Origin of the sequence: Phytobacter ursingii, from assembly GCF_001022135.1 — a bacterium.
In the GTDB taxonomy this organism is placed as follows: domain Bacteria; phylum Pseudomonadota; class Gammaproteobacteria; order Enterobacterales; family Enterobacteriaceae; genus Phytobacter; species Phytobacter ursingii.
The window spans coordinates 450333-473934 of sequence record NZ_CP011602.1 but is presented as its reverse complement, the minus strand read 5'-3'; the positions used below and the strand labels follow the sequence as shown (position 1 = coordinate 473934).

Genomic DNA, 23602 nt, shown 5'->3' with positions numbered 1-23602 from the left:
TTAAAAACGCTTGCCAGTAAGCTACTTCGTAATCGGTTGCTCACACTACCATATTCGCCATGCCATTACTCTTTAAAGTCGTTGGCATCCAGCTCATGGCGCGAGAGCAATTTGTAAAATTCAGTACGGTTGCGCCCGGCCATTCTCGCCGCGTGGGTAACATTACCTTTGGTGATTTGCAGCAGCTTTCGCAGGTAATTGAGCTCAAATTGATTTCGCGCTTCCACAAACGTGGGCAGGGCCGTGTTCTCCCCCTCCAGCGCCTGCTCCACCAGCGCGTCGCTGATGACCGGCGATGAGGTCAGCGCTACACATTGCTCAATAACGTTGACCAACTGGCGCACATTACCCGGCCAGCCTGCGGTCATTAGCCGTTTCATCGCGTCGGTGGAAAAAGCGCGCACAAACGGTTTATGTCTGTCAGCCGCCTGGCGCAGCAGATGATTGGCCAGCAGCGGGATATCCTCCGCACGTTCCGCCAGCGCCGGGATTTTGAGGTTAACCACATTCAGGCGATAGAAGAGATCTTCACGAAACTCGCCGCGCGCCATCGCTTTGGGCAGATCGCGGTGGGTCGCGGAGATAATCCGCACATTGATGTCTATGTCGCGGTTGCTGCCGAGCGGTCGGACTTTGCGTTCCTGCAACACGCGCAACAGCTTCACCTGTAGCGGAATGGGCATATCGCCGATTTCATCAAGAAACAGCGTGCCGCCTTCTGCCGCCTGGAAAAGCCCCTCACGGCTGCTGACCGCGCCGGTAAAGGCACCGCGCGCATGGCCAAAGAGTTCAGATTCCAGCAACTGTTCCGGTAACGCGCCACAGTTGATGGCAATAAAGGCATTTTTACTGCGCGGGCTGGCATTGTGAATCGCCTGGGCAAGGATCTCTTTCCCCGTCCCGCTCTGACCGTTAATCAGTACGCTGACATCAGACTGCGCCACCATTCTCGCCTGCTCAAGCAGACGCAGCATGACCGGGCTGCGGGTAATGATCGTATCGCGCCACTGATCGTCCGAGGCGGGCGCAGAGTGCTCCAGCGCCTCATCAATCGCCTTGTACAACGCATCTTTATCGACCGGCTTGGTCAGGAAGCTGAATACTCCCTGCTGCGTCGCGGCGACGGCATCCGGAATGGAACCATGCGCGGTGAGAATAATGACGGGCATGCCCGGCTGTACTTTCTGGATCTCTGTGAACAGTTGCATACCGTCCATCTCATCCATGCGCAGGTCGCTGATAACCAGGTCAACTTTCTCCCGGGCCAAAACGCGGAGCCCTTCCTGCCCGCTCTCGGCGGTGACGATGCTGTAGCCTTCACTGGTCAGGCGCAAACCGAGCAGTTTTAACAAGCCCGGATCGTCATCCACCAGCAACAGATGGGCAGGTTTTCGGCTGGTCATGGTTTCGCGTCCTCTTGTTTCGTTTCGGTCCTTGCGGGGCGCGCGCTATCCGGCAGATCATTGCCCGCCGGTTTGCGGCTGGAGAGTCGACGTTCTATATCGGTCAGGTTTTCCAGTTTACGCGTGGTCGTTTCCAATTGCTCACGCAGGAATTGCTGCTGCTGACGTAATGTATCCAGTTCAGCATCCGTCGACTGCTGGAGCTTGCCATAACGGCCACGCTCTTCTGCCAGCTGGAGCTGCAATGTTTGCCCATCACGCCAGAGCTGATAAAGCGGGCGTACAGGGGCGGGAATTTGCGGGCTTAACACATCAAGACGTGCCGTATTCTCACGCCGTTCCAGCGGGGAAATTTTCGCACTCGACAGCAAAATGCCGCGCTTAAAGGCATCCTGCCACGTATCGTCTGACCAGGCGCGCGCCTCAGCACGTGCTTCTGCTGGCGCCAGCCGCCCTGCGCAATCCATACTGCGCAGCCAGAATAACGGGTTGGTATCGAAGGCCTGGCCGGTTAACGACCAAATATTGCCGCAGTCCGTCAGCAGGAAATCGGCCAGTTGATGTTCCGGGAGCTGCTCTTCGAATTGTTCATGTACAGCATGCTCAGGCGTCTGGGATACACAGCCTGCCAGCAGCAGGCAGGGTAATGCACGACGCATTTTTTTAGGCAACAACACCGCGTCAGCCACGCGGGAAAAAACGTGCGACATACTCACCTGATTTCGCTTCATTTGTTGGATTTTTCCGACGCATTAAGCGGTAGCTCAATGCGAAAACAGACATCTGCATGATCGACGTCCACCAGATGCAACTCACCCTGCATACGGCGAACGCAGTCTCTGGCGATGCTTAACCCCAGGCCACTCCCCTTCACCGCGCCTTTTCGCTGATGGCTCCCCTGAAAAAAGGGTTCAAAAATCATACTGCGTTCCGCCTCAGGAATCGGCGTGCCGGTATTGGATACTTCAATACGCAGCCGCGAGCCCGCAAGATAGCTGTGAATATAAATGTTACCGGATTCAGCCCCATAGTGCACCGCGTTCGAATAAAGATTATCCAGCACGCTCATCAACAGCATCGGCTCAGACCAGCAGGAGGCGGCATCCAGCACAACCTCGGTATGCATCATTTTAGCTCGCGCGGGCAAACTGTGAGCCGTAAGAACCATATCTACCAGCGGCTCGATCTCCACGTCTTCCAGCTCAACCGCGCCATCCGCCAGTTTCCGGTTGTAATCGAGTAATTGTTCAATCAGTTTTTGCAGATTACGGCTGCTGTCATCAAGGATAGCCACCACCTCTTTCTGCTCCGCCGTTAACGGCCCGACAACCTGATCGGCAAGCAATTCGGTCCCTTCACGCATACTCGCAAGCGGGGTTTTCAGTTCATGAGAGATATGGCGTAAAAATTGATGACGCTGTGATTCGAGCCAGGAAAGACGTTCGCTCAGCCAGATGATACGTTCCCCCACGTAGCGCAGCTCACGCGGACCTTTAAACACAACCGTATGCCCAAGGGAACGCCCTTCCCCTAACCGGTTGATCATCCGTTCAATGCCCTTCACCGGGCCGATAATCATCCGCGTAAAGAGCAGTACCATGGCCAGACTCACCAGAAACAGCACCAGCGCCTGCCAGCCGAAGAATTGACCGCGCTCGGCAATTTCCTGCTGCAACTGCTGCCCACGGGAGAACACCACCTGCCGCGTTGATTGCACCATCTCGGTATTCGCCGCAGCAAAGGCTTCGAGCCGCGCGGACGCTTCTGCGCCCGGGCCGCTATTTTTGCACTGCAACTGGGCGAGATCGTTCAAATCCTGACGCAGCGCCTGGTAGAGTTTTTCATCGGGCAGCACGCCCGCGTGCGCATCCAGCATCTCGCTATAGCGTTTACGTTGGCTCTGATACACCTTTGCCAGCGTAGAATCGTCCAGCACACAATACTGACGGTAACTGCGCTCCATCTCCAGCGCGGCATTGGTCATCGCCTCGCTACGTCGCGCATCGATAAGGGTGGTGCGATTCGTTTGTGCCGCCTGGGCGCTCAGGGCATTCAGGCTTTGCCATGCCTGCCAGGCAAGTACCAATAAAGGCAATAAGATCAGTAAGAACGCCATCATAACGACCTGGCGTAGGGAGCGGGGGAAAATGGGCCAGCGTTTCAACGCAATACTCTCGCAAATCGGGTTTAACAGGATGCTAGCTGAGTAATGTGCTACGGGGAAGCCAGAAAAAACAAAGCCGGGGATAGACCCGGCTTTGTTTAGCAATTAGGCGGTGCCTAACTCGACGTTTCGCCCGATATCTGAAAAAGCGAACTTTTATCAGCAGTTGGACGGCAGGCACCTTTAAGTGCGTCATTCGAAGTTTATGTAGCACGTCCCGAAGGGGCTGACATAAGAAGGTGAATGAGCCACTGGTCATTATTATGCAACACTTATGCCAAAACACAAAACAAAATGTTAACCACATGAAATATATGAAATTTAGCAATTTAACCCATTCAATAGCGGTTGAATGATTTTCATGCTAAGTGTCTCCGATTAGCAACACCCTTTGCGCTCTAACCCATCATTCATATAAATCAATAACTTAAATGTCTCTATTTAGAGACACCATAACTGTGGTTTTGTCGCGTTTTCCCGACACATGCACATGCGGAGCGTCACAAATAAAAAAGCTCCCCGTCAGGAGAGCTTTCATAGGACATACAACCCGTAGCGGTAAGTTAGCCTAACTGCTTACGCGCGTTGCGGAAAATACGCATCCACGGGCTATCCTCGCCCCAGTTGTCCGGATGCCAGGAGTTAGAAACCGTACGGAATACACGCTCCGGATGCGGCATCATCAGCGTCACGCGACCACTTTCGTTGGTTACTGCAGTAATACCGTTTGGCGAACCGTTCGGGTTAGCCGGATAGGTTTGCGTCACTTTACCGAAGTTATCGACAAAGCGCAGCGCCACCAGGCCTTTGCTTTCGAGTTGAGCCAGATGGGCGTCATCACGCACTTCTACACGACCTTCACCGTGGGAAACCGCGATAGGCATTTGCGAACCGACCATCCCCTGTAACAGCAATGAAGGGCTTTGGGTGACTTCGACGAGGCTGAAACGCGCTTCGAAGCGATCAGAGTGGTTACGCACAAAGCGTGGCCACAACTCACTGCCCGGCACCAGTTCACGCAGGTTAGACATCATCTGACAACCGTTACATACGCCCAGCGCCAGGGTCTGCGGACGGTGGAAGAAAGTTTCGAACTCATCACGCACGCGATTATTGAACAGAATCGATTTTGCCCAGCCTTCACCCGCGCCCAGCACGTCACCGTAAGAGAATCCGCCACAGGCAACCAGCGCCTGGAAATCTTCCAGAACCGTACGCCCTGCCAGCAGGTCACTCATATGTACATCAATGGCATCAAAGCCAGCACGGTAGAACGCCGCCGCCATCTCCACATGGGAGTTAACGCCCTGCTCGCGCAGTACCGCCACTTTCGGACGCGCGCCGGTTGCAATATAGGGTGCCGCAATATCTTCATTGATATCAAACGACAGCTTCACGTTCAGGCCCGGATCGTTATCGTTAGCTTTCGCCTGATGCTCTTCGTCAGCACATTCCGGGTTGTCACGCAGACGTTGCATCTGCCAGGTGGTCTCCGCCCACCACATACGCAAGGTGGTGCGGCTTTCGCTGAACACGGTCTGACCTGCGGCTTCAACCACAAAACGGTCGCTCGCCGTGGCCTGTCCAAGGTAGTGAACACAATCCGCCAGACCATGAGTGGCCAGCAGTGCTTCCACCGCTTCGCGGTCCGTTGCACGAACCTGAATCACACCGCCCAACTCTTCGTTAAACAGCGCGGCCAGATGATCATTGCCCAGAGCCGCAATATCAACATTCACGCCGCAGTGACCGGCAAACGCCATTTCGGCCAGCGTCACCAGCAGACCGCCGTCGGAACGGTCATGCCATGCCAGCAGTTTGCCATCAGCCACCAGTGCCTGCATCGCCTCCCAGAAGCCTTTCAGTTGCTGGACATCACGCACATCGGCAGTCTTATCACCCAGTTGACGGTAAACCTGCGCCAGCGCGGTTGCGCCCAGCGCGTTGTGGCCTTTACCCAGATCAATCAACAGCAGGGCATTCGCTTCGGTCGAGAGCTGCGGTGTCACGGTGCGACGCACATCTTCCACACGGGCAAAGGCGGTGATGACCAGCGACAGCGGCGAGGTCATCTCACGCTGCTCGTGACCTTCCTGCCAGCGCGTTTTCATCGACATGGAGTCTTTACCCACCGGAATGGTCAGACCCAGCGCCGGGCAAAGTTCTTCACCCACCGCTTTCACCGCGTCATACAGACCGGCATCTTCGCCCGGATGACCGGCTGCGGACATCCAGTTTGCCGAAAGTTTAATGCGGTTAAGGCCACCGATTTGTGTAGCCGCCATATTGGTCAGAGACTCACCAACGGCCAGACGGGCGGAAGCGGCGAAGTCCAGCAATGCGACCGGCGCACGTTCGCCGATGGACATCGCTTCACCGTAGTAACTGTCCAGGCTGGCGGTGGTCACCGCACAGTTAGCGACAGGCACCTGCCACGGACCGACCATCTGATCGCGTGACACCATACCGGTGACGGTACGGTCGCCGATGGTCACCAGGAAGGTTTTCTCAGCGACGGAGGGCAGATGCAGTACGCGGTTTACCGCGTCAGCAATAGAAATATTGCGTGAATCAATAGCTTCACCGGCGGCCTTACGTGTCTGCACATCGCGGGTCATTTTCGGGGTTTTACCCAGCAGCACATCCAGTGGCAAATCGATCGGCTGATTGTCGAAGTGGCTGTCGCTCATGGTCAGGTGTTGCTCTGCCACGGCTTCACCAATCACCGCGTACGGGGCGCGTTCGCGACGGCAAAGCTCATCAAACAGCGGTAACTGATCGGCTGCAACGGACAGGACATAACGTTCCTGGGATTCGTTACACCAGATTTCCAGCGGACTCATACCCGGTTCGTCGCTGAGGATATCACGCAGTTGGAACTTCCCTCCGCGCCCGCCATCGCTCACCAGCTCCGGCATGGCGTTAGACAAACCGCCCGCCCCCACATCATGGATAAACTGGATCGGGTTGGCATCGCCCAGTTGCCAGCACCGGTCAATCACTTCCTGGCAACGACGTTCCATTTCCGGGTTGTCGCGCTGAACGGAGGCGAAATCCAGGTCCGCGTCAGACTGACCGGAGGCCATAGAGGAGGCAGCGCCACCGCCCAGACCGATGTTCATCGCCGGGCCGCCAAGGACAATCAGTTTCGCGCCAACGGTGATCTCGCCTTTTTGTACGTGATCGGCACGAATGTTGCCGATACCACCTGCCAGCATGATCGGTTTGTGGTAGCCACGCAGCTCTTCACCGTTGTGGCTGTTCACTTTCTCTTCGTAGGTACGGAAATAACCGGTCAGCGCCGGACGGCCGAATTCGTTGTTAAATGCCGCGCCACCCAGCGGACCTTCGGTCATGATATCCAGCGCGGAAACGATACGCTCCGGCTTACCGAAATCTTCTTCCCAGGGCTGTTCAAAGCCCGGAATACGCAGGTTAGAAACGGAGAAGCCTACCAGACCCGCTTTTGGCTTCGCGCCGCGCCCGGTCGCCCCTTCATCACGAATCTCACCACCGGAACCCGTTGCCGCGCCCGGCCACGGCGAAATCGCCGTCGGGTGGTTGTGGGTTTCCACTTTCATCAGAATGTGCGCCGCTTCCTGGTGGAAGTCATAGCGCCCCGTCTCGTGGTCAGCGAAGAAACGCCCAACCTCAGAGCCTTCCATCACCGCGGCGTTGTCTTTATAGGCAGACAGCACATAGTCCGGCGTTTTCTCGAAGGTATTTTTAATCATTTTGAACAGCGATTTTGGCTGCTGTTCGCCGTCAATCACCCAGTCGGCGTTGAAGATTTTATGACGGCAGTGTTCAGAGTTCGCCTGAGCAAACATATAAAGTTCGATATCATTCGGGTTACGGCCAAGGCGGCTAAACGCATCCTGCAGATAATCAATTTCGTCCTCCGCCAGTGCCAGACCGAGACGCACGTTAGCGTCGATCAGCGCCTGACGCCCTTCACCCAGCAGATCCACACTTTGCACCGGCGCAGGCTGATGATGCTCAAACAGACGTGCCGCATCCGCTTCGGCGGTAAATACGGTCTCCATCATGCGGTCATGCAGCTCAGCCGCCACGCTTGTCCATTGCGCTTCGGTCAGCGTCGGAGCGTCAACGTAGTACGCTACACCGCGCTCCAGGCGATTGATTTTGCCAAGGTCGCAGTTATGCGCGATATCCGTTGCTTTAGAAGACCAGGGGGAGATGGTGCCAGGACGGGGCGTAACGAGAAGTAATTTTCCGGACGGGGTATGGCTGCTTAAGTTCGGACCATATTTCAGCAGGCGTTGCAGCCGCGTGAGCTCTTCCTCGTTCAGCCGATCGTTCACATCGGCAAAATGGACATACTCAGCGTAAATATTGCTCACCGGGAGCCGGGCTGCCTGAAAACGCGCCAGCAGTTTGTTGATACGAAATGCGGACAGTGCAGGCGAACCACGCAGAATTTCCATCATAAGTCTCTCGTCTTCGAAGCTTTAAGTGTGCATCAGGGGGAAAACGGGCGTCATTATAGAGAATCCTGAGCGGTGACGAAACCGTTTGCGTCGAAATAAAATCATGTGTGCCATTTAACACTAAAACGTAGCGGCTTCGCTAATTAGTTGCCAACTGGCGTTTTGTTGCGCAAAATGCCGCTCAACGACCGATAAACATCCTTGTATTCATGGCGGCTATTTATTGAGGCATCGTACGGCGCAGAGAATTAACTAATTGAAAAAATTTAAGATTAATTATCTGCTTATCGGCATCGTCACCCTGCTGCTGGCAGCGGCCCTGTGGCCTTCTATCCCCTGGTTCGGCATAGCCGACAACCGCGTTGCGGCCATCAAGGCGCGGGGCGAACTTCGCATAAGCACTATTGCGTCCCCTTTGACGTATGCCAGTATAGATAATAAGCCTTACGGGCTTGATTACGAGCTCGCCCAACAGTTCGCCAGCTATCTCGGCGTTAAACTGAAAGTGACCGTACGCCAGAATATCAGCCAGATTTTTGACGACCTCGATCACGGCAATGCCGATATGCTGGCTGCCGGCCTTGTCTATAACAACGAGCGCCTCAAAAACTACCAGCCGGGCCCGGTTTACTACTGGGTATCGCAGCAACTGGTTTACCGCGTCGGTAGTTACCGCCCACGCAGCCTGGCCACCGTCAATGACAGCCAACTCACCATCGCGCCCGGACATGTGGCGATCAACGATTTGCGCGAACTTAAAGAGAAGAAGTTCCCGGATCTGAGCTGGAAGGTGGACGACAAGGCCGGCACCAACAATCTGCTTGAAGAGGTGGTGGACGGCAAACTCAGCTATACCGTAGCGGATTCGGTTGCCGTGAGTCTGTTCCAGCGCGTTCACCCGGAACTGGCCGTTGCCCTCGATATCAGCGATGAACAGCCGGTTACCTGGTTCAGCCGGCGCGACGACGACAATACGCTGTCGGCGGCCATGCTCGACTTCTTCAATAACATTAACGAAGACGGGACGCTGGCACGGCTGGAAGAGAAATACCTCGGCCATGGCGATGATTTTGATTACGTCGACACGCGCACCTTCTTACGCGCAGTGGACAGCGTTCTGCCCGATCTCCAGCCGCTGTTTACGAAATATGCGCAGGATATTGACTGGCGCCTGCTGGCCGCGATTTCATACCAGGAATCCCATTGGGATACACAGGCGACCTCCCCCACCGGCGTACGCGGTCTGATGATGCTGACCCGCAATACCGCACAAAGTCTCGGCCTGAGCGACCGCACGGATGCCGAGCAAAGTATCAGCGGCGGTGCGCGCTATCTGCAGGATATGATGGATAAAGTACCGGAGAGTGTCCCGCAGGACGAACGTATCTGGTTTGCGCTGGCTGCTTACAACATGGGTTATGCGCACATGCTGGACGCCCGTGCGCTCACGGTGAAAACAAAGGGCAACCCGGATAGCTGGGCAGATGTAAAGCAGCGCTTGCCGTTGCTGAGTCAGAAGCCCTATTACAGCAAACTCACCTATGGCTATGCGCGTGGGCATGAAGCTTATGCTTACGTGGAAAACATACGTAAATACGAAATCAGCCTGGTAGGCTATTTGCTGGAAAAAGAGAAAGAGGCAGCGAAGAAATCACAGCTGGCGCAGGGGTATCCGGCGGTGGCGACGGACGAATTCAATCGCGCGCCTTACGGTATCATGCCCTTTAGTTCCTTTACGCCAGGCGAGGCCTTCCCCCGCAATCCACTGACGGTGCCGGATAAACTGGTGGTGCAGGTGCCCGGCGCGGCTAAATAAGCGGCTCAGCCCCTTTTTTCTGAGCCTTTTTCTCCAGCCGACGCTGACGGAAAAAATCGCTTAGCATCCCGGCGCACTCATCGCGTAAAACCCCTTCGACAATCTCCACCCGATGATTCATGCCCGGGTGATGCAACACGTCCATCAGTGAACCTGCTGCCCCGGTTTTTGCATCGCGCGCGCCGAATACAAGCTGCCCGATACGGCTATGCACCATCGCTCCGGCGCACATGACGCAGGGCTCAAGCGTAACGTACAAGGTCGTGTCGATCAGGCGGTAGTTTTGCAACACCATCCCCCCCTGGCGCAGGGCCATGATTTCCGCGTGTGCGGTGGGATCATGACGGCCAATAGGACGGTTCCAGCCTTCGCCAATCACCTCATTATTACGGACCAGCACCGCACCAACCGGCACTTCACCTTCTTCCCACGCGCGTTTTGCCAGTGATAACGCATGGCGCATCCAGTAGTCGTGGTTGAGTTCAGGATTGGACAAAGGGGGATACTCCAGTTAACAAGCGGGGCGCATTATACACAGCCGTTATGTGTTGCACACGCTCATTCCAGTTGCTGGAGCTGTCCACGCGGCGTCACCCGCCAGCGATGCTGGCAAAAATAGAGCAGCGGGTTGTCCTGCTTGCTGTCGCTATAACCGCTGTACAGACGCAGCGGCGTGCCAATTTTGCGCTCAAGTTGAGCGACCTTTTCATGGCCCAGACAGCGCAGTGTGAGCACCCACCCACCGTAGCGGCGTTCAATCTGGCTGGCAATAATGTTCACTCGCGGCAGCCAGGGCGTATCAAAATAGACCTGTTCTACCAGCGGCTGCGGCGAGCCGGTGATAAGCCAGATATCCGCATCGGAGGCCAGAAGATAGTTAGTGAGTCGTTCCTGGACTACCGGAAATGCCGTGACATGGCCGCGAAACCAGGTAGCAAACTTCTGCTCAAGCCGCTTAAGGTGGGTTTCGCTGTGACCGAACGTACATCCCCATAACAGCAGACTCATTGGCCAGCGCGCGGCGCGCCCTTTGACTAACAGGGCAACGCCAATGACGGGCAGTAAAGGTAGCACCAGCAAGACATTTAGAGGGTGATGGCGCAAGACATAGCGCAGGAATGTGCCGAACATATCCTGCTGATGTAAGGTGCCATCAAGATCAAAAAAAACAATGCGACGCTCGCTGGTAGCCAACTGTTACTCCTCAGGATCCGTGAAACCCAACAGCCAGGTAAACAGGAACCCGGCTATCACTGCTACCAGATAGCCTAACAGATAGAGCATCACTTTTCCGGTAACAATGGTTAACGCAAGCGGTAATCCGGAGATACCGAAAGTGATAACCGTCGCCACTTTCCAGTAACTGATCAGCGCACCGCCCACGGCGCCCCCCAGGCAGGCACCGAGAAAAGGTTTTCCCAGCGGCAGAGTGACACCGAAAATCAACGGCTCGCCAATCCCCAGCAATCCAACCGGTAGTGCGCCTTTAATCACTTTCTTAAGCCGGGCATTACGGGTTTTCATCAGCACCGCAATCGCCGCCCCCACCTGCCCGACACCCGCCATGGCCAGAATCGGGAACAGGGCGTTATAACCGTGTGCCTGTACCAGTTCTACGTGGATGGGCACCAGTCCCTGATGAAGCCCGGTAAGCACAAGCGGCAGAAATGCCCCCGCAAGGATAGCCCCCACCAGCAGGCCGCCGCGATCGATAGCCCAGGAAGCACCGTGGGCGATGCTCTCGGAAATCACGCCGCCCAAGGGTTGAAGCACTATAATCGCCACTGTCCCCGCAATAAGCGTGGTCAGCAACGGGTTAAGGATAAGCTCGATTGAGCCTGGTAGAATGTCGCGAAATTTTTTCTCAATCCAGCACATTAAGGCCACGACCAGTAATACCGCGATAACCCCACCGCGGCCCGGCTGCAGCGCCTCGCCAAACAAAGTAATTTGCGCAAGCTGCGGGCTGGAGAGGATACCTGCCATCACCCCACCCAGCGCCTGCGAGCCGCCGAATACCTTCGCGGTATTCACCCCCACCAGGATATTCATGATGGCAAACACAGCGCTGCCAAAAATGGCCAGCAAACCGAGCATATTGGGGTATTGTGTCGCAAAATCGCCAACGATATCCGGGCGTTTGAGGATATTGATGATGCCGGTTATCAGACCGGAGGCAATAAACGCCGGGATCAGCGGAATAAAGACGTTGGCCAGTTTGCGCAGCGCATCGCTCATCGGCGCTTTGTATTTAGCCTTCGCCTGGGCCTTATTACGCTCGACATTCTCTTGCGCGGATTCCATCCCGCTCATTTGTGACCGCATCGCATCCACCACCTGCGCCGCCTTACCCGGCCCGACAATAAACTGGTGCTGTTGGCCCTGTTTGACGTAGCCGCTCACCCCGGGAAGCTGTTTTGTGGCCGCCAGGTCGAGCTTTGCATCATCGAAAAGTTCGACGCGCACTCGGGTCATGCAGTTTTCAAGACGCTGAATGTTGCCCTGCCCGCCAACACCATTGAGGATGGCACTGGCGAGCGCTGCTGTTTTGTCCATACACGCCTCTTTAGTTTTCTAACGCCGCCCGTAAAAAGCCCTGATGGACCGTCAGTTTCGCACGTGCCGCAGGCGCATCAAGCCCGGTTAATATCATCAGGATCGCAGGTTTGACGTCGAAATCGGTCTGTTTAAGCACCTTTTCCGCGACATCGCGCGTGACGCCAGTCGCCTCCACCACCATGCGACAGGCGCGGTCCACCAGCTTGATATTGGTCGCTTTCATATCAACCATCAGGTTTTGATAAACCTTGCCAAATTTCACCATCGCCCCGGTGGAGATCATATTGAGTACCAACTTCTGCGCCGTTCCCGATTTCAGACGCGTGGAACCGGTGAGCGCCTCCGGGCCGACTACCGGCGAAATAGCAATATCCGCTTCCTGCGCAATCGGGGAATCCGGGTTACAGGAGACCGCCACGGTCGTGCAGCCCACGGTCCTGGCGTATTTCAGGCCACCGATAACATAAGGTGTACGACCGGACGCCGCCAGCCCGACGACCAGATCCTCGGCTTTCAGCACGAGCGCTTTCAGATCGTCCTCACCAAGCTGTGCATTGTCTTCTGCCCCTTCAACAGCTTTGAGCAACGCCCCCGGTCCACCGGCAATCAGCCCAACCACCAGGCCATGCGGCACGCCAAAGGTTGGCGGACATTCAGAGGCATCCAGCACGCCGAGCCGCCCGCTGGTACCTGCCCCCATATAAATAATTCTGCCGCCCGCTTTCAACGCCGTTGCCGCGGCATCCACCGCCTTTGCAACTTCCGGTAACGTAGCTTTTACTGCCTCTGCGACCAGCGTATCCTGTTGGTTAAAGCGATTAACCAATTCAAGGGTCGTCAATGCATCTAAATCCATGGTTTGTGGATTGCGTGTTTCTGAAACCAGTGCACCGAGATTCATTTTTGCTCCTTAGGAATTTTTTATTCATAATAATAGAAAAAATGGAATATTAAATTCATTTACCTGCGTGAAGTGCCTATTTGTAAGTGTGGTCACATTTTGCCTCGGGAGACGTTATGAACTGTTTAATTAGCATTCGCCAGCGCTATGCCGGGTTTGCACAGAGTGATAAGAAGTTGGCGGATTTCTTGCTGGCGCAGCCCGATCGCGCTCGCCATTTAAGCTCCCAGCAACTGGCTCTGGAGGCGGGTGTTAGCCAGTCAAGCGTGGTGAAATTCGCCCAAAAGCTGGGATTCAAAGGCTTTCCGGCACTGAAACTGGCGATCAGCGAGGCACTTGCCAGCAGCCCGGATCCTCTGTCCATCACTGTGCACAACCAGATCCTCGGTGACGATACGCTGCGCGTTGTGGGCGAAAAGCTGATCAATGAGAATCTGAGCGCCATGCGCGCCACTCTGGATGTGAACAGCGAAGAAAAGCTACGGCAAAGCGTGGAGATGCTGCGGGCGGCAAAGCGTATTGTTTTGACCGGGATTGGTGCGTCCGGTCTGGTAGCACGTAATTTTGGCTGGAAGCTAATGAAAATCGGCCTGAATGCAGTGGTCGAGCAGGATATGCACGCCCTGCTGGCCACGGTGCAGGCGATGGATCCGCACGATCTGTTGTTGCCGATCTCTTATTCCGGTGAGCGACGCGAGATCAATATGGCCGCAGATGAAATGCTGCGCGCCGGTGGACGCATTCTGGCGATTACTGGTTTCACGCCTAACGCCCTGCAACAGCGCGCCAGCCATTGTCTGTATACGATTGCCGAAGAGCAGGCGACCCGCAGTGCCGCCATTTCATCAACCAGCGCCCAAACGATGCTCACCGATCTGTTATTTATGGCTCTGGTTCAGCGCGATCTGGAACATGCGCCGGAGCGTATTCGCCATAGCGAGGAGCTGGTAAAAAAACTGGTTTGAACAGGGAATGATCGTATAATGCCCGCCCTGTTTGTGTGCGGTTTCTGAGATTTTCCTGATGGCCCTGTTAATCACCAAAAAATGCATCAATTGCGATATGTGCGAGCCCGAATGCCCGAATGAGGCCATTTCGATGGGCGACAGCATTTATGAGATTAACAGCGATCGCTGCACGGAATGTGTTGGACACTACGACACCCCGACCTGTCAAAAAGTGTGCCCGATCCCTAATACCATTTTGAAAGATCCGGCACATATCGAAAGTGAAGAGCAATTGTGGGACAAGTTTGTTCTGATGCACCACGCGGATAAGATCTAGAACCTGATTCAGGGCTATTTTACTTGTCATTTTGAACCTGGGCAGTGCTCGCAATCCTCACGTACCTGAGTACGCTCCGGTTTATCCGCGCTGTCCGGGTTCAAACTGACATCGCCAATGACGCCCTGAAACACGGTGCTTAACTCTCGATAATCACGGTCGCGCAGGCATAGCGGCGCTCATCCGCCAGCGTGACATGCATATGCGCCACACCCATTTTTTCCGCCAGCGCTAACGCTTCCCCCCACAGTCGCAGGCAGGGCTTGCCCAGCTCATCGTTAAACACTTCAAACTGGTTAAAAGCAAGCCCGTTGCGAATACCTGTCCCAAACGCTTTTGCCGCCGCTTCTTTGACGGCAAAGCGCTTAGCAAGAAAACGCACCGGTTGCTGGTGCGTTTCCCAGATGGCCCATTCATTGTCGCTTAATACGCGCTTTGCCAGGCGATCGCCGCTACGGGCAATTACCGCTTCAATACGCTCAATTTCGACGATATCTGTGCCAATGCCAAGAATAGCCATTACTTACGCGCTTCCACCATCAGGCGTTTCATTTCTGCGACCGCCTCTTTCAGCCCACTCATCACCGCACGACCAATAATGGCATGGCCAATGTTCAGTTCATGCATTTCCGGCAGGCGCGCGATAGCCTGCACGTTGTGGTAAGTAAGGCCGTGGCCGGCGTTCACTTTCAGGCCGAGGCTTGCCGCATAGGTCGCCGCTTTAGCGATGCGTTCCAGCTCTTTTGCCTGTTCCGCTTCGTTTTTCGCATCGGCATAGCAACCGGTATGTATTTCGATATAGGGCGCGCCAACATCGGCAGCCGCTTTGATCTGCCCGAAATCAGCATCGATAAACAGCGAGACCAGAATCCCGGCATCTGCCAGACGCGAGCAGGCATCACGCATTTTGTCACGTTGTCCGGCCACATCCAGACCGCCTTCGGTAGTCACTTCCTGACGTTTCTCCGGCACCAGACAGCAGAAGTGCGGCTTCGTTTCGACGGCAATCCCCAGCATCTCTTCTGTGACGGCCATTTCAAGGTTCATACGCGTGTCCAGGGTCTGGCGCAGCACACGAACGTCGCGGTCAGTGATATGGCGACGGTCTTCACGCAAATGCACGGTAATGCCGTCCGCACCGGCCTGTTCAGCAATAAATGCCGCTTGTACCGGATCCGGATACGCCGTGCCACGGGCATTGCGCAGGGTGGCAATATGGTCAATGTTGACGCCTAACAGTAATTCAGACATGACAATCCTCATTCATCATTATTCGTTTTTGTTGCTCGTTTGGGCATAAACTGGCGAAACAATTCCCGGCTCTTGAGCGGTTTGCCCCCAAGATACGGCTTTAACGCTATGCGGGTAAAGCGTTTCGCCGCCCTGAGCGTATCCATATCAGGAAATTCGCGTTCGGCCAGCGCGCGCAAATGCCGCCCGGTAAATGTACTGTTATCCACCACCACGCTGGCAATAAACCCCTTCTCTTCGCGATACCGGTACGTCATGGTGTCGTCAACAGGCTCACCGCTACCTGCGCAGTGCAGAAAATCCACGCCATACCCGAGATGTCCCAGCAATGCGAGTTCAAAACGGCGTAAAACCGGCTCCGGCGTCCCGATTGCGCCAGCCAGCGCCTGAATACAGTGCAGATAATCGAAGAAAAGTTCAGAGAAGCGAGTCTCATGTTCAAGAACGCGTGACAGAAGCTCGTTGACATACAGACCGCTGTAAAGCGTGATCCCGGACAGGGGAAGCGCCAGTGAGACGGCTTCAGCGCTACGCAGCGTTTTCACTTCGCCACGCCCGCCAAAGCGTACCAGCAGGGGAGTAAAAGGCTGTAGTGCGCCTTTCAGGTTGGAACGTTTTGAACGTGCGCCTTTAGCGACCAGGCGCACGCGACCCGACTCTTCCGTGAAGACGTCCAGCATTAAGCTGGTTTCGCTCCAGGGACGGCTATGCAGGACGAATGCGCGCTGCCAGCCTTCCATCATACTCGTCGTCTTTCAAGCTGCAGGCGCGTTAGCGGCGCCCAGTCACTTACCGATGTAAGCTCCAGGGGATTCACGGTCTTGCCGCCATCCTGCAACTCGAAATCCATAGAGTATCAACTCTTAAAGATCATCAACGTAGCCGAGACTACGCAGCGCACGCTCGTCGTCGGCCCAGCCCGATTTCACTTTCACCCACAGTTCCAGATGAACCGGGGCTTCGAACATCTCCTGCATATCTTTACGCGCTTCGATACCGATGGTTTTAATTTTGGCCCCTTTGTTGCCAATCACCATCTTCTTCTGCCCTTCACGCTCAACGAGGATCAGTCCGTTGATATCGTAACCGCCGCGTTCATTGGTAATGAAACGCTCAATTTCGACAGTAACGGAGTACGGCAACTCAGCGCCCAGAAAACGCATCAGTTTTTCACGAATGATCTCGGACGCCATAAAGCGCTGAGAGCGGTCGGTGATGTAATCTTCCGGGAAATGGTGTTCCGCTTCTGGCAGATGCTTACGCACAATACCGGCAACGGTGTCGACGTTAAAACCGGTCTCCGCAGAGATCGGCACGATGTCGAGGAAATTCATCTGGCTGCCGAGGAACTGCAGGTGCGGCAGCAAGTCGGCCTTTTCCTGCACGTTATCAACTTTGTTGATAGCCAGGATAACCGGCGCTTTACCGTCGCGCAATTTATTGAGCACCATTTCGTCGTCAGGCGTCCAGCGGGTACCTTCCACGACGAAAATGACCAGTTCCACATCACCAATCGAGCTGCTCGCCGCTTTATTCATCAGGCGGTTAATCGCACGCTTTTCTTCCATGTGCAGACCGGGTGTATCGACGTAGATGGCCTGGTAAGCCCCTTCGGTGTGAATCCCCACAATGCGATGGCGCGTGGTCTGCGCTTTACGCGAGGTGATGGAAATCTTCTGCCCGAGCAGATTGTTCAACAGGGTGGATTTACCCACGTTGGGGCGACCAACGATGGCGATAAATCCGCAATATGTTTTTTCAGTTTCGCTGCTCATTCCAACTCCAGTTTTTTCAGCGCCTGTTCGGCTGCGGCCTGCTCTGCCTTACGGCGGCTTGAACCTGTGCCTACTACCGGTTCTTTCAGGCCACTGACCTGGCAGTGGATAGTGAATTCCTGATCGTGTGCTTCACCACGCACCTGCACAACCAGATAAGACGGCAGCGGGAGGTGGCGACCCTGCAAAAATTCCTGCAAACGGGTTTTCGGATCTTTTTGTTTGTCACCCGGACTGATTTCGTCCAGACGCGTTTGATACCAGTTCAGAATCAGTTTCTCTACAGTCTGAATATCGCTGTCGAGGAACACCCCACCGATCAAGGCTTCTACTGTATCGGCCAGAATAGATTCGCGACGAAAACCACCGCTTTTCAGTTCACCAGGCCCTAAGCGCAGACACTCACCCAGTTCAAACTCACGGGCGATTTCCGCCAGCGTATTGCCACGGACCAGCGTTGCGCGCATACGGCTCATATCACCTTCATCCACACGCGGGAAACGGTGATATAGCGCATTGGCAATCACAAAACTTAGAATGGAGTCGCCTAAGAATTCGAGACGCTCGTTATGCTTGCTGCTGGCACTGCGATGCGTTAATGCCTGCTGCAACAGCTCCTGATGATGAAAAGTGTAGCCCAGCTTCCGCTGAAGCCGATTTATTACGATGGGGTTCATGCGATACCAATAGATAAATGCGTCAACAATGCAGCACACGAAACCGACCTGAAAGTACATATCATCGTCTGGCGGCCGCTTTTAACGAGTGGCGCGCATGATGAAATGTAAGAACCAACGCGGTTTCGTGTGCTGTGGCGCCCTGAGGAGCCAGCCTGAAACTTCGGGGGAACATTCTATACGCAACGACAGGGGATGTCGTTAGTCTGAACGGATTTATCGCGGAAATAATTCAGGGTGCGGATATTCTGTCCGCACCCTGTTGAATTAATGAATACCACCAATGCGACTTAAGCGCACACCGGTTGGCCATTCACCTTCTTGTTTTTCAAAACTCATCCAGATTGCGGTCGCTCTGCCCACCAGATTGGCTTCCGGTACAAAACCCCAGTAGCGGCTGTCAGCGCTGTTATCGCGATTATCGCCCATCATGAAGTAATGACCCGGTGGAACAATCCACGTTGCCAGCGGCTGGCCCTGCTGCTTGTAATACATACCCAACTGATCCTGAGCAATCGGCACCGTCAGAATGCGGTGCGTAACCTCACCCAGCGTCTCTTTCCGCTCGCTCAGACGCACACCATCGTCACGCGTTTCGTTTTTCGGCACCTGGAAGAATCCACTGCTGGCTTCCCCCCCCGTGCGGCGACCGAAAGTCTGCACGAAATCGCTCGGTTCAACATTGCTGTAAGTGATCGGCAACGCGTTATCACAGGCCTGGCCGGAGCTGCATTTCGGCTGAACTGTAACCTGTTTGGCGACCGGATCGTAACTCACCTTATCACCCGGCAAGCCGACAACACGTTTGATGTAATCAAGACGCGGATCGTCCGGATACTTGAATACCGCAATATCACCCCGTTTCGGGTGGCCCGTTTCGATCAGGGTTTTCTGGTAAATCGGATCTTTAATGCCATAGGCGAACTTCTCAACCAGAATAAAATCGCCAATCAGCAGCGTTGGCATCATCGAACCTGACGGGATCTGGAAGGGTTCATAAATGAACGAACGTACGACCAGAACAATCGCCAGCACCGGGAAAACCGATGCGCCTGTTTCCAGCCAGCCCGGTTTCGGTCCGACTTTTTTCAGCGCTTTATTATCAAGGGCATCACCTGTTGCCAGTTGTGCAACAGCCTGACGCTCACGGCGTTTGGGTGCAAAAATAAACTTATCCAGGCACCATAAAAATCCCGTCGCCAGGGTCGCAATGACCAGGATCAGGGCAAACATGTTCGCCATGCCAACTCCTTAAGGGTTATTTGCCGTCTTTACCGACATGCAGAATGGCAAGGAACGCTTCCTGCGGCAGCTCGACGTTGCCGACCTGCTTCATGCGTTTCTTCCCTTCTTTCTGTTTCTGCAGCAGCTTTTTCTTACGGCTAACGTCACCGCCATAGCATTTTGCCAGAACGTTTTTACGCAGTTGTTTTACCGTCGAACGGGCAATGATGTGGTTACCAATGGCCGCCTGAATCGCGATATCGAACTGCTGACGCGGGATAAGTTCTTTCATCTTCTCAACCAGCTCACGGCCACGGTACGGCGCATTGTCGTTGTGGGTGATCAGCGCCAGCGCATCAACACGCTCGCCGTTGATCAGCACGTCCACACGCACCATGTTAGAGGCCTGGAAACGTTTGAAGTTGTAATCCAGCGACGCATAGCCGCGGGAGGTAGACTTCAGACGGTCGAAGAAGTCGAGCACCACTTCCGCCATTGGAATTTCATAGGTCAGCGCCACCTGGTTACCGTGGTAAACCATATTGGTCTGCACACCGCGCTTCTCGATACAGAGCGTGATGACGTTGCCCAGGAACTCCTGTGGCAGCAGCATATGACACTCAGCAATCGGCTCACGCAGCTCATAAATATTGTTCAGCGGCGGCAACTTGGACGGGCTGTCGACGTAGATAGTTTCTTTCGAGGTGGTTTCCACTTCGTAAACTACCGTCGGTGCAGTAGTGATCAGATCGAGATCGTACTCACGCTCCAGACGCTCCTGAATGATCTCCATATGCAGCAAGCCAAGGAAGCCGCAGCGGAAACCAAAGCCCAGCGCGGTAGAGCTTTCCGGTTCGTAGAACAGCGATGCATCGTTCAGGCTCAGCTTGCCGAGCGCATCACGGAAGTTCTCGTAATCGTCGGAACTCACCGGGAACAGACCCGCATAAACCTGCGGTTTTACCTTTTTAAAGCCAGGCAGCGCTTTATCAGCCGCATTTCGTGCCAGTGTCAGGGTATCGCCCACCGGCGCGCCCAGAATGTCTTTAATCGCGCAAACCAGCCAGCCTACTTCGCCGCAGTTCAGTTCAGTACGGTCAACCTGTTTCGGTGTGAAGATACCCAGACGGTCAGCGTTGTACACCTGGCCGGTACTCATCACTTTGACTTTATCGCCTTTACGCAGCGTCCCGTTTTTGACACGGATTAACGACACAACGCCCAGGTAGTTATCAAACCAGGAGTCAATGATCAGTGCCTGTAACGGTGCCTCCGGATCCCCTTCGGGAGCCGGTATTTCGCGTACCAGACGTTCAAGGACATCAACAACACCTACGCCGGTTTTCGCTGAGCAACGCACCGCATCTGTGGCATCGATACCCACGATATCTTCGATTTCTTCAGCAACACGTTCCGGGTCGGCAGCAGGCAAGTCGATTTTGTTCAGTACCGGCACCACTTCCAGATCCATTTCCATGGCCGTATAGCAGTTTGCCAGCGTCTGCGCTTCTACCCCCTGGCCTGCATCCACCACCAGCAAGGCACCTTCGCAGGCTGCCAGCGAACGGGAAACTTCGTAGGAGAAGTCAACGTGACCAGGAGTATCGATAAAGTTCAGTTGATAGGTTTCGCCATCGGACGCTTTAAAGTCCAGCGTAACGCTCTGTGCCTTGATGGTAATACCGCGTTCACGTTCGAGATCCATAGAATCCAGAACCTGCGCTTCCATTTCGCGATCGGACAAGCCGCCGCAAATTTGGATAATACGGTCAGACAGCGTCGACTTACCGTGGTCGATGTGAGCAATGATCGAAAAGTTACGTATATTCTTCATATAGGGAGATTTTTTGCCTTACGAATTACTAAGAGGCCGCGGTTCGGAGCCTGACGTCAAAAGTCTGAAACGCCGCATTCTACACTACAACCACAATGCGGGGAAATGCTCATACTGGCAACACACCAGGCTACGCATTTCCCCCGGTAAGACAGGAAAATCACAGGCATTATTCAGCAGGTGAATTATCGATGCGGACCAGGTCAGGAGGAAGGCCAACGCTGATGATCACGGGCTGCCATTCGGAACGGTTCGCCAGTTTTGGTGAAAAACTCTTCGCCAGTAAAAAGCCGCCAACCCCTCCCAGGATTGCGCCACACAATGTGGCCAGATCCCGATTAAAAAGCATCTGAAACAGTGCCGACATCAGGAAAAGACCAACCAGCGGGGACATATAGACCAGCAGCGCTGACGTCAACAAACTGGCTTCGCCAATTCCCAGTTCCACTTTTTGCCCTGCCACTAACGGCTGATCGCACGGAACGGACAAGGTATGGGTCATCTGCGGCCCAAGCTTGTTCAGTACGCGGCTCCCGCATCCGCTACGCGAAGCACAGCTGCTGCAGGAGGCTTTAACATCACACTCCACCAGCGCTTCACCGTTTTTCCATGAAACGACCGTCGCCCACTCTTTAATCATTGTGCTGCCCTGAATTTGATGCTGTCCGCAATGCGCTTAGCCGTTTGTGGGGGTAACTCACCCACAATGGTGATTTCAGCGTTATCGCGGATGGTCGTACTCACAGTCCGGCGTCCCGTACGCAACATCTGATCGGCGCTGTTCTGATTAGCGCGGTTGACGTTCACCGAGAAACTGAACAAGCCATCGGAATAAAGACGGGACTCTACAGGCATGTCGACGGTAGGCAACTGACGGCGACTGCTGGAGACTTCGCTAAAACCTTGCGGTAACCAGGAAGGCATCCAGTTAAAGTCTACGTTGTCGCCCTGCGGAACAGAGAGCAACGGCGGTAAGTTGGCTTTTGCCAGCGTCTGCATACTGCTGGCGACCTGTCCGTTTACGGTATAGGCAATGACGCGGAACTGTTCCAGCGTTTCACCATCTCTGTCGAGCAAATCCACACGCATTGGCAGGCGCGTTTCCGCATCCATCCAGACAATGTAGCTGTAACGCGTTCCGTCACGGGCAACGACACGGATCACTTCACATAGACGATCGGCAATGCGCGTACGCCCGACGGAAATGAAGTCGTAATAAGGCGAAAGACGTTTGAAATCGGTATATACCAGCGAAGGGAGCGAATCGACAATGTAGTCGCCATTCAGCGTAAAGGGCTCAAGACCCGGCTCAAAGTAGCTGATCTCATTGCCACGCTGTACCACTTCCCGGCGAGGGCCGTCCATTTGCAAAAGCTGAGCGAGAGGCTGGTTGTTTACACGCGCGTGGCGGTAACGCAGAGACTCTACCCCTTGCTTATTGATGCTGATAAAGGACAGTTCATAGTTGAGTGACTGGCTCGCCACGTTCATCTGCTGTAACAACGCCCCGGACGAGGTATCTGCCGAGGCGTTGCTGGAGAAGAACAGGCCTGCTGCCACAAAAGACATGGCACACCAAAGTTGCTTCATTACTGCGATTGGGTTCCTAACGTTTGATTTCCTGGCACTTGCACAGCAGCCTGCTGCGTTTGTGCCTGTTCAAACTTAAGCTGTTCGGAGTGCAGACGACGTTGCAGTTCGTAATCCTGCAACATGGCGTTAATACGGCGACGCTGTTCCTGCACCTGCTGTTGCTGACCGACATCCGCCGTTGCATCAGCCGGAACCCCCAGACTTACCGGGCTGGCTTTGCCCATCATCGGCAGTGTATTAAACACTGGCGCTTCTGGCTGCTGGGTGGATTCAGACTGACCATTATAGTGCTGGACACCCACAATAACTGCAAGCGATACACATGCAGCCACACCCATTTGCGTCAATTGACTTGCCCACGGACGAACTTTTGTCCAGAACGGCATTTTTTGCCACTGATGCGGCGCAGGCTGGGCCTCAGGGATCAATGGGGTCGTCGGTTGAACAGACTCATTTTCAATCGCGGCCATAACTTGGGCAGAGATATCGAAGTGGAGAACATCTGCTGTGTCACCGCGCATAGCATCGCGAATGAGATGATAGCTCTCCCAGGTTTTCTGCATTTCAGGATCGTGAGACAGCTCAGAGAGCAGCCCCCTATCCAGGGTTTCACCGTCCATTAAAGCGGAAAGTTGTTCTTTCTGCATGCCTAATACCTTTTCCAGTATCC

At 54.6% G+C, this 23602-nt stretch carries 20 protein-coding genes and 1 pseudogene; 3 read left to right on the top strand and 18 right to left on the bottom strand.

Annotated elements, in window-relative coordinates:
* Window positions 1-65: 65 nt before the first annotated feature.
* The 4 genes from glrR to purL form a co-directional block, all read right to left on the bottom strand.
* Window positions 66-1403 carry a two-component system response regulator GlrR gene (gene glrR, locus AB182_RS05755; RefSeq protein ID WP_047369260.1) on the bottom strand — a complete coding sequence of 446 codons (1338 nt, stop codon included), beginning with the start codon at window positions 1401-1403 and terminating at the stop codon, window positions 66-68.
* A complete protein-coding gene (gene qseG, locus AB182_RS05750) occupies window positions 1400-2134 on the bottom strand; it encodes a two-component system QseEF-associated lipoprotein QseG (protein ID WP_047369259.1) in 735 nt (244 codons plus the stop codon). Before qseG ends, glrR begins: the two co-directional genes overlap by 4 nt.
* Window positions 2131-3567: a two component system sensor histidine kinase QseE/GlrK gene (qseE, locus tag AB182_RS05745; protein ID WP_071845840.1), complete on the bottom strand. Its 1437-nt coding sequence runs from the start codon at window positions 3565-3567 to the stop codon at window positions 2131-2133. The genes qseG and qseE overlap by 4 nt, the downstream gene beginning before the upstream one ends.
* Before the next feature lie 563 nt (window positions 3568-4130).
* A complete protein-coding gene (gene purL, locus AB182_RS05740) occupies window positions 4131-8018 on the bottom strand; it encodes a phosphoribosylformylglycinamidine synthase (protein WP_047369257.1) in 3888 nt (1295 codons plus the stop codon).
* 256 nt (window positions 8019-8274) lie between these two features.
* Here purL and mltF point away from each other — a divergent pair, with 256 nt between their 5' ends.
* On the top strand, window positions 8275-9834 hold the full coding sequence (mltF, locus tag AB182_RS05735; protein ID WP_047369256.1) for a membrane-bound lytic murein transglycosylase MltF: 1560 nt from the start codon (window positions 8275-8277) through the stop codon (window positions 9832-9834).
* On the opposite strand, the pseudogene tadA reads toward mltF, so the two are convergent.
* The 4 genes and pseudogenes from tadA to murQ form a co-directional block, all read right to left on the bottom strand.
* Window positions 9827-10352, bottom strand: a pseudogene (gene tadA, locus AB182_RS05730) (tRNA adenosine(34) deaminase TadA). The gene mltF and the pseudogene tadA overlap by 8 nt on opposite strands.
* Window positions 10353-10392: 40 nt before the next feature.
* Window positions 10393-11028: a phosphatidylglycerophosphatase C gene (gene yfhb / locus AB182_RS05725; protein WP_047369254.1), complete on the bottom strand. Its 636-nt coding sequence runs from the start codon at window positions 11026-11028 to the stop codon at window positions 10393-10395.
* 3 nt (window positions 11029-11031) lie between these two features.
* Entirely contained in the window at window positions 11032-12390 is a 1359-nt protein-coding gene (locus AB182_RS05720) for a PTS transporter subunit EIIC (protein ID WP_047369253.1), read from the bottom strand.
* A gap of 10 nt (window positions 12391-12400) precedes the next feature.
* On the bottom strand, window positions 12401-13294 hold the full coding sequence (gene murQ, locus AB182_RS05715) for an N-acetylmuramic acid 6-phosphate etherase (RefSeq protein WP_047369252.1): 894 nt from the start codon (window positions 13292-13294) through the stop codon (window positions 12401-12403).
* A 116-nt stretch (window positions 13295-13410) separates the two neighbouring features.
* Here murQ and AB182_RS05710 point away from each other — a divergent pair, with 116 nt between their 5' ends.
* Both AB182_RS05710 and AB182_RS05705 read left to right on the top strand, forming a co-directional pair.
* Window positions 13411-14259, top strand: a complete 849-nt coding sequence (locus AB182_RS05710; protein WP_047369251.1) for a MurR/RpiR family transcriptional regulator — start codon at window positions 13411-13413, stop codon at window positions 14257-14259.
* A 58-nt stretch (window positions 14260-14317) separates the two neighbouring features.
* Complete coding sequence (locus tag AB182_RS05705) at window positions 14318-14578, top strand: YfhL family 4Fe-4S dicluster ferredoxin (protein ID WP_047373197.1); 261 nt, start codon at window positions 14318-14320, stop codon at window positions 14576-14578.
* Between the two features lie 139 nt (window positions 14579-14717).
* On the opposite strand, the gene acpS is transcribed toward AB182_RS05705, so the two are convergent.
* From acpS to rseA, 10 genes are all read right to left on the bottom strand, one after another.
* Window positions 14718-15098, bottom strand: a complete 381-nt coding sequence (gene acpS, locus AB182_RS05700; RefSeq protein ID WP_047369250.1) for a holo-ACP synthase — start codon at window positions 15096-15098, stop codon at window positions 14718-14720.
* A complete protein-coding gene (gene pdxJ, locus AB182_RS05695; protein WP_047369249.1) occupies window positions 15098-15829 on the bottom strand; it encodes a pyridoxine 5'-phosphate synthase in 732 nt (243 codons plus the stop codon). Before pdxJ ends, acpS begins: the two co-directional genes overlap by 1 nt.
* 8 nt (window positions 15830-15837) lie before the next feature.
* On the bottom strand, window positions 15838-16569 hold the full coding sequence (gene recO, locus AB182_RS05690) for a DNA repair protein RecO (protein WP_047373196.1): 732 nt from the start codon (window positions 16567-16569) through the stop codon (window positions 15838-15840).
* 123 nt (window positions 16570-16692) lie between these two features.
* Complete coding sequence (gene era, locus AB182_RS05685; RefSeq protein ID WP_047369248.1) at window positions 16693-17604, bottom strand: GTPase Era; 912 nt, start codon at window positions 17602-17604, stop codon at window positions 16693-16695.
* A complete protein-coding gene (rnc, locus tag AB182_RS05680; protein WP_039079783.1) occupies window positions 17601-18281 on the bottom strand; it encodes a ribonuclease III in 681 nt (226 codons plus the stop codon). The genes era and rnc overlap by 4 nt, the downstream gene beginning before the upstream one ends.
* 267 nt (window positions 18282-18548) lie before the next feature.
* A complete protein-coding gene (lepB, locus tag AB182_RS05675; RefSeq protein WP_047369247.1) occupies window positions 18549-19523 on the bottom strand; it encodes a signal peptidase I in 975 nt (324 codons plus the stop codon).
* A 16-nt stretch (window positions 19524-19539) separates the two neighbouring features.
* Window positions 19540-21339 carry a translation elongation factor 4 gene (gene lepA, locus AB182_RS05670; protein ID WP_047369246.1) on the bottom strand — a complete coding sequence of 600 codons (1800 nt, stop codon included), beginning with the start codon at window positions 21337-21339 and terminating at the stop codon, window positions 19540-19542.
* 169 nt (window positions 21340-21508) lie between these two features.
* Window positions 21509-21979 (bottom strand): SoxR-reducing system protein RseC, encoded by a 471-nt coding sequence (gene rseC / locus AB182_RS05665; protein WP_047369245.1) that lies wholly within the window; start codon window positions 21977-21979, stop codon window positions 21509-21511.
* Window positions 21976-22929: a sigma-E factor regulatory protein RseB gene (gene rseB, locus AB182_RS05660; protein ID WP_047369244.1), complete on the bottom strand. Its 954-nt coding sequence runs from the start codon at window positions 22927-22929 to the stop codon at window positions 21976-21978. Before rseB ends, rseC begins: the two co-directional genes overlap by 4 nt.
* Complete coding sequence (rseA, locus tag AB182_RS05655; RefSeq protein WP_047369243.1) at window positions 22929-23579, bottom strand: anti-sigma-E factor RseA; 651 nt, start codon at window positions 23577-23579, stop codon at window positions 22929-22931. Before rseA ends, rseB begins: the two co-directional genes overlap by 1 nt.
* Between the last annotated feature and the right edge of the window lie 23 nt (window positions 23580-23602).